8 protein-coding genes and 1 pseudogene are annotated in these 11,503 nt (G+C 42.4%); 2 read left to right on the plus strand and 7 right to left on the minus strand.

What is annotated here, in order from left to right:
• Positions 1-234, plus strand: a 234-nt coding sequence (locus DW981_RS15335) for a hypothetical protein (RefSeq protein ID WP_207663985.1), incomplete at its 5' end; no start/stop codon positions are given.
• A gap of 132 nt (positions 235-366) precedes the next feature.
• Here the strand turns inward: DW981_RS15335 and nifJ are convergent.
• Positions 367-3,930: a pyruvate:ferredoxin (flavodoxin) oxidoreductase gene (gene nifJ, locus DW981_RS05695; RefSeq protein WP_118507060.1), complete on the minus strand. Its 3,564-nt coding sequence runs from the start codon at positions 3,928-3,930 to the stop codon at positions 367-369.
• Between the two features lie 411 nt (positions 3,931-4,341).
• Here nifJ and DW981_RS05700 point away from each other — a divergent pair.
• Positions 4,342-5,373 (plus strand): annotated as a pseudogene (locus tag DW981_RS05700) (3-deoxy-7-phosphoheptulonate synthase); the annotation flags it as partial.
• Between the two features lie 52 nt (positions 5,374-5,425).
• Here the strand turns inward: DW981_RS05700 and DW981_RS05705 are convergent.
• The 6 genes from DW981_RS05705 to DW981_RS05730 all read right to left on the minus strand — a co-directional run bounded on the left by DW981_RS05705 (position 5,426) and on the right by DW981_RS05730 (position 11,487).
• Complete coding sequence (locus DW981_RS05705; protein WP_118507062.1) at positions 5,426-6,412, minus strand: beta-propeller domain-containing protein; 987 nt, start codon at positions 6,410-6,412, stop codon at positions 5,426-5,428.
• Positions 6,413-7,612 carry a pyridoxal phosphate-dependent aminotransferase gene (locus DW981_RS05710; RefSeq protein WP_118507063.1) on the minus strand — a complete coding sequence of 400 codons (1,200 nt, stop codon included), beginning with the start codon at positions 7,610-7,612 and terminating at the stop codon, positions 6,413-6,415. It abuts the gene before it with no gap.
• Between the two features lie 160 nt (positions 7,613-7,772).
• Positions 7,773-8,882, minus strand: coding sequence for an LCP family protein (locus DW981_RS05715; protein ID WP_022025964.1), 1,110 nt, complete (start codon positions 8,880-8,882; stop codon positions 7,773-7,775).
• Positions 8,883-8,967: 85 nt separating this feature from the next.
• The gene (locus DW981_RS05720; protein WP_118507064.1) at positions 8,968-10,332 is read right to left on the minus strand and encodes a PFL family protein; all 1,365 of its coding nucleotides are present in this window, start codon (positions 10,330-10,332) and stop codon (positions 8,968-8,970) included.
• Between the two features lie 20 nt (positions 10,333-10,352).
• Positions 10,353-10,625 carry an ACT domain-containing protein gene (locus DW981_RS05725; protein WP_022025962.1) on the minus strand — a complete coding sequence of 91 codons (273 nt, stop codon included), beginning with the start codon at positions 10,623-10,625 and terminating at the stop codon, positions 10,353-10,355.
• Between the two features lie 37 nt (positions 10,626-10,662).
• Positions 10,663-11,487 carry an MBL fold metallo-hydrolase gene (locus tag DW981_RS05730; protein ID WP_347474513.1) on the minus strand — a complete coding sequence of 275 codons (825 nt, stop codon included), beginning with the start codon at positions 11,485-11,487 and terminating at the stop codon, positions 10,663-10,665.
• Positions 11,488-11,503 lie beyond the last annotated feature (16 nt).

Below are 11,503 nucleotides of genomic sequence, written 5' to 3' on the forward strand. Positions count from 1 at the left end.
TACGTCACGTTACTTAATGTCTCTGAAATACGAGACATAAGTAACGACGAGCGCAAAGTCCCTTTCAAAAATGATGATTACCTTGCTTCCGGGACTTCGAGTTTCCGAAGGGCATGTAAATCAATCATCAGAGACAACAAAATCCAGAAATCACAAAAAACGAAAATGCGGCAAGGCAATTACTATAGTTCTCTGCTGGCAGAAATCGCTATGTTGTGGCTGCAAAATACTTAGTATTCTGACATAATAAGCAATACGTGACAGCATGATAATTTTTGATGTGCGAAATTTGAGATCATAAATGTAAAATGAAAAAGGCGCCTTCCGAAGAAGACGCCCTCTTTATTTTATTTGGATGATTACAAATTATTTGTATAATTCAACCAACTTCTGTAAGTGCTCATAACGAGCCTTTGCAGCTTCCTCAGATTCCTTGAAGAGTCTGTCAGCACGCTCTGGGAATGGTTTGATCAGACGAGTATAACGAGCCTCGTTATTCAGGAATGCCTGATAATCGTCGAAGTTTACACCCTTCTCAGATGTGAATGTGAACGGATTCTTGCCCTCAGCCTTATTGGAAGGATTGAAGGAGAAGAGATTCCAGTAACCAGCTTTCACTGCTTTCTTCATCTCATCCTGGCAGTGGTTCATACCACCCTTAGCGATTCCGTGAAGCTCACATGGTGCATAACCGATGATCAATGATGGTCCCGGATATGCCTCTGCCTCTGCAATTGCCTTAACAGCCTGTGCAGGGTTAGCACCAAGTGCGATCTGAGCAACATATACATAACCATAGCTCATTGCGATCTCAGCAAGTGACTTCTTACCGATCTCTTTACCGGCTGCTGCAAACTGGCAAACCTCACCGATATTAGAAGCCTTAGAAGCCTGTCCACCTGTATTAGAATACATCTCTGTATCGAATACCATAACGTTTACGTTTTCACCGGATGCTAATACATGGTCTAATCCACCGAAACCGATATCATATGCCCATCCATCACCACCGAAGATCCATACGGACTTCTTACCGAGGTAATCTTTCTTAGCAAGTGCAGCCTTAGCGTTCTCGCATCCGGCAGCTGCTGCTTTCTCTAACTCAGCAACCAAAGCATCTGTAGCTGCTACGTTAGCCTTTGTATCTTCTTTCGTCTCCATGAATGCATCGAATGCAGCTTTCAACTCTGCAGGTGCCTTATCAGACTCTGCACAAGCCTTTACATTCTCGATAGCCTGATCACGTAAGTACTTCTGACCTACATACATACCAAGACCATGTTCTGCGTTGTCCTCGAACAAGGAGTTAGACCAAGCCGGACCCTTCTTCGTATCCTTATTTACAGTATAAGGAGAAGTTGCTGCCGGGTTACCCCAGATAGAAGAACATCCTGTTGCATTGGAGATGTACATCTGCTCACCAAAGAGCTGTGTGATCAATCTAGCATATGAAGTCTCTGCACAACCTGCACAGCTTCCTGAGAACTCAAGGAGTGGCTGGTTGAACTGGCTTCCCTTAGGTGTTGTGTCAGCGAATCCGCTGTCTTTCTTACCAACATTAGCTACTAAGTAGTCGAATACCGGCTGCTCAGCTGCCTGAGACTCCTGAGGTACCATCTTGATAGCGCCATCAGCTGCCTTAGGACATACTGTGATACACTCACCACATCCCATACAATCCAAAGGAGATACGCTCATTGTGAACTTATATTCTCCAGCCTTTGGCTTAGTATCGGAAAGTTTAATATTAGAAGGTGCTGCTTTCACCTCATCCTCGCTCAGCAAGAATGGACGGATCGTTGCATGAGAACATACAAATGCACAGTTGTTACACTGAATACATGTATCCGGATCCCATACTGGAACGGTTACTGCAGTACCACGTTTCTCATAAGCGGAAGCTCCTGTTACGAACTGACCATCTGCAATATCAGCAAATGCGGATACCGGAAGGCTGTCACCATCCATCTTGGAGATCGGCTCAAGAAGCTTGTTGACCATATCAACAACCTCTTTACGTCCTGTCTTCTCCTTAGCTGGAGCATCTGGTGTAGGATTTTTCCAAGAATCCGGAACTTCTACTTTGTGTACAGCGTCAACACCGGCATCAATTGCCTTGTAGTTCATCTCTACGACAGCGTCACCCTTCTTAGAATAAGACTTCTTAGCTGCCTGCTTCATGAACTCAACAGCTTCATCGATCGGCATAACGTCTGCTAATTTAAAGAATGCGGACTGTAAGATCGTGTTAGTACGTTTACCCATACCGATCTCGATTGCCTTATCGATCGCGTTGATCGTGTAAAGCTGAATGTTGTTATCAGCGATATATTTCTTAGCCTCTGCGTTCAAATGATGATCTAACTCTTCATCACTCCACTGGCAGTTGATCATGAATACTCCGCCCGGCTTAACATCCTGTACCATCTTCATACCCTGTGTTACATATGCAGGATTGTGGCATGCTACGAAGTCAGCCTGGTTAATGTAGTATGGGCTCTTGATCGGGTTATCACCAAAACGTAAGTGAGAAATGGTAACACCACCGGTCTTCTTAGAGTCATACTGGAAGTATGCCTGAATGTACTTGTCTGTATGGTCACCAATGATCTTTGTAGAGTTCTTATTAGCACCTACTGTACCATCTCCACCAAGACCCCAGAACTTGCACTCTTTTGTACCAGGTGCGGATGTGATAGGAGCCGGCTTAACCTCTGGCAAGCTCAAGTTTGTTACATCATCGACAATACCGATTGTGAAACGAGCCTTAGGAGCATCCTTCTCCAACTCTTTGTATACTGCAAATACAGATGAAGGAGGAGTATCTTTAGAACCAAGACCGTAACGACCACCTGTTACCACGATATCATTTAATCCTGCCTCGCGAAGAGTAGTAACTACATCGAGGTACAATGGCTCACCAAGAGAACCAGGCTCTTTCGTACGATCAAGTACAGCGATCTTCTTAGCAGTCTTAGGAATTACCTTAAGAATTGCCTCTGAAGACCATGGACGATACAAACGAACTTTGATCAAACCAACTTTCTCGCCCTTAGCTGTTAAGTAATCAATAACTTCCTCAGCTACGTCACAGATGGATCCCATTGCGATAATAACACGGTCTGCATCTGCTGCACCATAGTAGTTGAACAGATCATAGTCTGTACCTAATTTTTCATTTACTTTCTTCATATACTTCTCAACAACTGCCGGAAGTTCATCATAAGCCTTGTTACAAGCCTCACGATGCTGGAAGAAAACATCACCGTTCTCGTGAGTACCACGAGCTGCCGGATGCTCTGGGTTCAATGCATGTGCACGGAACTCTTCAACTGCGTCCATAGGACACATATCTTTCAGATCTTCATAATCCCATTTCTCGATCTTCTGAATCTCATGGGATGTACGGAAACCATCAAAGAAGTTGATGAAAGGTACTTTACCCTCTAATGCAGCAAGATGTGCTACCGGGCTTAAGTCCATAACTTCCTGTGGATTTGTCTCTGCTAACATTGCGAAACCTGTCTGACGACAAGCATATACATCACTGTGATCACCGAAAATATTCAAAGAATGTGTAGATACGGTACGTGCAGATACGTGGAATACACTAGGTAACTGCTCACCAGCGATTTTGTACATATTAGGGATCATAAGTAAAAGACCCTGAGATGCGGTAAATGTAGTTGTAAGTGCACCTGCTGCAAGGGAACCATGTACGGTACCTGCTGCACCTGCTTCAGACTCCATTTCTACCACTTTAACTGTGTTTCCAAAGATGTTCTTCTGTCCTGCTGCAGACCACTGATCAACAGAATCTGCCATCGGGCTGGAAGGTGTGATAGGATAGATACCTGCTACTTCTGTGTAGGCATACGCCACGTGTGCTGCAGCGGTATTTCCATCCATAGACTGTTTTGCTCTAGCCATTTTTGAATTATCCTCCTTAATTTATGAATTCTGTGAGATATTTTATCACTAAGCATCCAAAAAGTAAAGAATTTCAATGTAGATTTTGTCGAATTTACACGCTTTTTACGATAAAAGATCGATATAAATAAGTATATTTTCTCATTTGAACCGCTATTTGATCATTTTTCTCAATAAAATTTTATTTCTTACCATTTATGTAGGAAATAGCCTGTAAAATGGCGGAAAGACGAGCAAATCTTGTCATTTTCAACCACGAAACCCGCAAATTTTCAATTGACGATTTACACGACTTATTTTAGAATAAGAAATTGTGTGACTATGAATGGCAGATTTGACAAACTATTTGTCCTGCCAAAAACAACAAAATAAAATACGCTTTGCAGCAAATGTCAAAGCAGAAGGAGGAAAAATATGGGAAAAACCTATGTAAAAAAAGTGATGTCACCGGAGCAGCTATTAAGCGAATATCCACTTCCGGAAGCCCACAAACAGTTAAAAGCACAAAGAGATGAGGAGATTAAGAAAGTCTTTACCGGTGAGTCTGACAAATTTTTAGTAATCATTGGTCCTTGTTCTGCTGACAACGAAGATTCTGTATGTGATTATATTGGCCGTTTGGCAAAGGTTCAGGATAAAGTTAAGGATAAGATCCTTATCATTCCAAGAATCTATACCAACAAGCCTCGTACTACCGGGGAGGGTTATAAAGGAATCGTTCATCAGCCGGATCCGGAAAAAGCACCCGATCTTGCTGAAGGTCTGATCGCTATGCGCAAGATGCATCTTCGCTCTATCGCTGAAACTCATTTATTTGCAGCAGATGAGATGCTCTATCCTGAAAACTGGCCATATCTTTCTGATATCTTATCTTATGTTGCCATTGGTGCACGTTCTGTAGAGAATCAGCAGCATCGTCTGACCGCCAGCGGTATTGATATTCCTTGTGGCATGAAGAATCCAACCAGTGGTACTTACAGCATTATGCTTAACTCTTGTATCGCTGCTCAGGGAAGTCATACATTTATGTATCGCGGATGGGAAGTTAAGACAGATGGCAATCCGTATGCACATACTATTTTGCGCGGTGCCGTTAATAAACACGATCAGAGCAAGCCTAATTATCATTATGAAGATATGATCCGTCTGGCAGAAATGTACAGTAAACTTAACCTAATGAATCCGGCCTGCATCGTTGATGCTAACCATTCAAATTCTAATAAGTGCTACTATGAGCAGCCAAGGATCGTTTATGAAGTATTACACAACCGTAATGTTTCAGATGAGATCAAGAAATTAGTCAAAGGTGTTATGATCGAAAGCTATATTGAACCGGGCAACCAGAAGATCGGTGATGGTGTTTATGGCAAATCTATCACAGATCCTTGCCTTGGATGGGATGAAAGTGAAAAGCTGATCTATAATATTGCTGACCGCTTATAATATTTATCATAATATATGATTTCTTTCAAGAACTGCCACTCTGACAAAAACGTTAGAGTGGCAGTTCTTGTATTTTTCCTGTGCCGTGTGCAAATAAATACAACTCATTGGCACGTATCTGTCCAAGCACCGGCGTCTCATATTGTTCACTGTGCCACACTTCCTTAAACCCTATCGCGGCATTATAATTCAATAAAACATACCGATACGTCGATTTTTCCGGATTCCACACACATAATCCAATATAACCGCGTCGGTTATCCACGATCACATTTTCCTGCGGTCGATTTTGAGGATATATTTTGGACTGCTGCTTTCCGGTATCTGATCGCATGCACAAAGTCACTTCTTTCCCAAAGTCTATATTCACCTGCAAATTTAAATCTCTATCATAAGGAACTAATGTATGATCTGATCCTTGAACTTGTTGATACCATTTATTTTTTTGCAATGCTTTATCTCCATTGACGGTATCCTCTTTCGTCTTTGGCGAATTCTTTGGCTCTTTAAGCTGCCACCGGGCAGCGTATAACCGATATCTTGTCCTGCATCCCAAATATAGACTTACGGCAGACGGCTTGTCCTTTTGTTTAGTCACAACCCACAGATATTCTCCCGACAGGTTGGTTCCCACCAAACTGCCTTGCTGCTCATAGGTTTGCTCTTCCACAGGTTTCTGCGGATCCGATACCTCGTAAACCGTTGTCTGTATCTGCTTTTTCTCATGAATATCTTGTATAATATACACTCGCGCGCCATACTTCCAAAAAATCGTCGGATGTGAGAATTGCTTTTCATATACTTTTTCAACACCATTGCTATCGGTGCGGTAAATACCGAATAATGCACCTCCCGACGTATCCTGCTGCACAATATAGCTATAATCCCCCTCGGATTCTGCTTTATCTGCAAACACAAAAGAGGCTTCTGACACTTGGTCCGGTTTACCCGCCTGGTTCTTTCTTGAAAATGTGATCATAAAACAGACAGCAGTCACTAGGACTGCTGCCATAATAATAATGTATTTGATTCGTTTCATTTATTCCAAACCTTTTAAGAAACTTTCGATACGATCCAGGCCCTTTTCGATCTGCTCAATAGAGATTGCATAGGACAAGCGCAAATGATCGTCAAAACCAAAGTCAGCGCATGGTACAACTGCGGTGTTATACTCATTGATCAAAATCTCTGCCATGCGTGCTACCGTACCGACTTTCTCACCCTTGTAAGACTTATCTAATACTTCACCGGCATCAACAAATACATAAAATGCACCCATTGGCTCGATGCAGCTGACAAGCGGCATCTTCTGGATTCTCTCATACATGTATTTGCGTCTCTTATCAAATTCATCATGCATTGCTGCAACAGAGTCCTGTGGGCCGTTTAATGCTTCTACGGTTGCTTTCTGTGCAATGGAGTTTGGATTAGAAGTCTGATGACTCTGTACACTACCCATCATCTTCGCAATTTCTTTGGAAGATCCGGTATAACCGATTCTCCAGCCAGTCATCGCATAGCTCTTTGCCACACCACTGCAAGTGATTGTTCTGTCATAAATATCTTTGCCAAGAGATGCAATGCTGACATGCTTCTGCTCGCCATAAACGAGATTCTCATACATCTCATCAGCAACTACATAGAAATCGTTTGCAACAACAACTTCTGCAATTGCACGAAGCTCTTCCTCTGTATACAACATACCGGTTGGGTTATTTGGTGTATTTAATACAAGAGCTTTGGTCTTGTCTGTGATCGCAGCCTTAAGATCATCTACGGTCAACTTGTAGTTCTGCTCCTTGGTTGTTTTTACAATAACCGGAACACCTCCTGCAAGCTTTACGATCTCCGGATAGCTCAACCAGAACGGAGCCGGAATGATCACTTCATCGCCCGGATTGATCAATGCTGTAAATATATTTGTCAAAGAATGCTTGCCACCATTACTGATCACAATCTGATCCGGTGCATAGTCCAGATTGTTAAAGCTCTTGAATTTCTTAGAAATTGCCTCTTTCAACTCATTTGTTCCAGAAGCAGGCGTATACTTCGTAAAGCCACTCTTAATCGCATCAATAGCAGCATTGCAGATATTTTCCGGTGTATTAAAATCCGGTTCACCTGCACCAAATCCTACTACATCTTTGCCCTGTGCCTTTAATTCCTTTGCCTTAGCAGTGATTGCCAACGTGGATGACGGCTTAACTGCTGCTGCTTTCTTTGATAATTCTAATGACATAGTCATTCTCCTTTCATTGATTCCCATTACTCTTTTGGTGAGATCTTGTCGAATCCGCACAAGCTCGCCTCGGCACATCATATCACAAAAGTATACTTGCGTCAATGTATAATTGTATACAATTGTTCAATCCGGATCATTCTGCATCTCTCATGCATTTTTACTGACCAACCGTAATATTGGCACCCTCTTCTTTTTCCCCCTTGGTTGCGAGTGTACTACCATAAATAAACTTCTGCATTTTATTGACACTCTTAGACAACGGATCCGGCAAAATGATCGACATCTTTCTGGCACGAGTGATCTTATACCCGCCCTCCACAGGAACATTGAGCGTATAGATCTTTTTGTTCTGATCCCGCACCTGTACTGCCATCGCAATATAGTTGACCAGATCTTCTTTTTTGATATTGGTCGTAAGCATCGGCAGGATCTTCGGTATCATAGCAACCAGTTCCAGTGTTGACTTGTCGATCACACGTTTATAAAGTGCTGTCATGACCGTACGATGCCGAAGTGTTCTTGCAAAATCACCGCATTCTCCATCACGCATAACATAACGCACACGTGCAAAACCAAGGGCTTGATTCCCGTTCATATGATTTTTACCAACCGTCAACGTATGGTTAGATGTGTCTGATATATAATTTGTACTGTTTAAGTATTTGACCTCTTGTTCGTCCAGCGTAATATCAATGCCACCAACAGCATCCACAATTTTTTGAAATGAATCAAAATTAACCAATACGTAACCATCTACAGCAATACCAAAATTTTTCTTGATCGTTTTGATCAAAGTTTTCATACCACCATTATGGTACGCCGCATTGATCTTATTGTCCGAAAATCCCGGTATCTGCACATACGAATCACGCATAATAGAAGTTAGCTTAAGCTGATTGTCCTTTTGATTGATCGTAGCGATCATAATACTATCTGTGCGACCTCTTCCACCACCAATACTCTCTTCACCACACAACAAAATATTGATAACATCTTTGTTGGTAGAGACGCTCTCTGCACTATCTAAATGAATACTATTCGGATCCAACTCTTCCAAATTACCGGTATTTTCATCGGTATCAAAATATTCCTTTGCAGCCGGGGTATCATTATCTTCTAATCCCTTGATATTCATTTGATGGTAATAATACGTAAATACGCCATATGCGATCCCTCCAAGCAAAATAACAGCGATCAGAATACCGATCAATATTTTGGACCATAAGGGCAGTCTTTTTTTATCTGCCGATTTTATTTTATTATTCACTCTAATCCTCCATGTGCCTGACAATCCCTAAATCCGGGATCATCAGGCACAATTCATACACATGATTCTTTTTGTCACTTACCGCTTAGTTTTTAAAGCTGTGAATTGGTGCCGGGATGCGTCCACCACGATTAATAAACTCTTCACAATCAAAAGAATTCACCGGCATTATCGGTGCATAGCCAAGCAATCCACCAAATTCAACTGTTTCTCCGACTTTTTTGCCAATAACCGGGATCAATCGAACTGCTGTTGTCTTCTGGTTGACCATACCGATCGCCATCTCATCCGCAATGATGCCGGATATCGTTGTCGCTTTGGTATCGCCAGGTATAGCGATCATATCCAGACCTACAGAACATACGCAAGTCATTGCCTCTAATTTTTCTAAGGTCAAAGCTCCCTCCGTCACTGCATCGATCATTCCCTGATCCTCGCTGACCGGAATAAAGGCTCCACTTAATCCACCTACATAAGAGGAAGCCATAACGCCACCCTTTTTCACTTGATCGTTCAACAACGCTAATGCTGCTGTCGTTCCCGGTGCACCGGCCTTTTCCAGACCCATTTCCACGAAAATATCTGCAATGCTGTCGCCAATTGCCGGAGTCGGAGCCAAAGAAAGATCAATGATTCCAAATGGAATACCAAGTCTCTCTGATGCTTCTCTTGCGACCAACTGGCCAACACGTGTAATCTTAAACGCTGTCTTCTTGACTGTATTACAAAGCGTTCCAAAATCTGTTCCATGAACGGACTCCAATGCCTTGCGCATAACACCCGGTCCACTGACACCAACGTTAATTATCTCATCTGCCTCCGTAACACCATGGAAAGCACCCGCCATAAACGGATTGTCATCCGGCGCATTACAAAATACAACTAATTTAGCACAGCCAATGCTGTCTTTCTCTTTGGTTGCTTCTGCCGTCTGCAAAATGATCTCGCCCATCATTTTTACTGCATCCATATTAATTCCGGTCTTTGTAGATCCCAAATTCACGGAACTGCAGACAAAATCTGTTGTTGCAAGAGCCTCTGGGATCGACTGGATCAAAAGTTCATCACTCTTCGTCATTCCTTTAGACACCAGGGCACTATACCCACCGATAAAGTTGACACCTACCGTTTTGGCTGCCTTGTCCAGAGTCTGTGCAATACGCACATAATCCTGCGGTGTTTTACATGCGGATGCACCAACTAAAGCGATCGGAGTTACCGAAATTCTTTTATTTACAATTGGAATACCAAACTCTTTCTCGATTGCCTTTCCTGTTTCGACAAGATCTTTTGCAACCGTTGTAATACGATTGTATATCTTGTCGATCAAACGATCCAAATCGTTATCGCAGCAGCTAAGCAAGCTAATGCCCAGCGTAATTGTACGCACATCCAGATTTTCTTTTTCTATCATATCATTGGTTTCTAAAACCTCATGTATGTTAATCATAGTATCCTCCATTTCTGTCATTAAATACGATGCATTTTGTCAAAAATATCTTCACGCTGTGCCTTGATAACGCAGCCCATTTCTTCCCCGATCTGCTCTAATTCATCAACAACGACACCAAATTCTTTGGCGCAGTCTTCCAGATCTACAATCATCATCATATTAAAAAAGCCACCCACGATCGTCTGTGAGATATCCAAAATATTAATGGTGTTGTTTGCCAGATATGTGCATACCTTTGCAATGATCCCTACACTATCTTTACCTACTACGGTTACTACTGTTTTTTTCATGATGTCCTCCATTTCCATACATGATCTGTATGTCTTTTTATATTGTAACAAGCTGTGATGGCTTGTCCCTCTCGGCTACTTGTAACTGAAATGGAACTTCTTTAGAGCCCATTTCCTCCCATATCTGGCATCGTACCGCTTCATATGCCAATGCCGGATAATTGTTCTCTTTGGATAAATGTGCCAAAAATGCATATTTCAAATGATCCCCCATCAAACTGCATAACAGCCGTCCGGAGTCCTCATTGGACAAATGTCCCCATTCTCCCAAAATACGACGCTTGAGCGGATACGGATAATGTCCTGCCTCCAACATACTGATGTCGTGATTTGCTTCAATCAGCAACACATCGCTGTCCTCTAAATGATCTACAATGTAGTCATCGTACACCCCCAGATCGGTTGCCATGCTGACCTTTTGCCCGTCTGCTTCCACAGTATAACATACCGGATCAGCAGCATCATGTGACATTTTGTATGGCATGATCTGCATATCACCCATTCCTACCGGTTGATCTGCATAAAGTTGAAATAGATTTTCTCTTTTTACGACATTTTTTTTATCCTTTTCACAGATTTGATCTAATGTGCCTCCCGTTGCATAGATCGGCACTTCAAATTGCTTTGCCATCATGGGTATTCCTTGAATATGATCTGAATGCTCATGTGTCACAAAAATGCCGTCTAACTGCTCCGGTTCGACGCCAATACTGTGTAGTCCCTCCACAATTCTTTTCCGGCTAATGCCGGCATCTATCAATATGTTTGTTTTCTCTGTGCCGACATAAATACAGTTTCCACTGCTTCCGCTGGCTATACTGCAAACTTTCATGATATTACTACATTCCTTTCTCCACCGCATACTTTACGCCCAGAGT

This window comes from Clostridium sp. AM49-4BH (assembly GCF_003478335.1).
GTDB lineage: Bacteria > Bacillota > Clostridia > Lachnospirales > Lachnospiraceae > Butyribacter.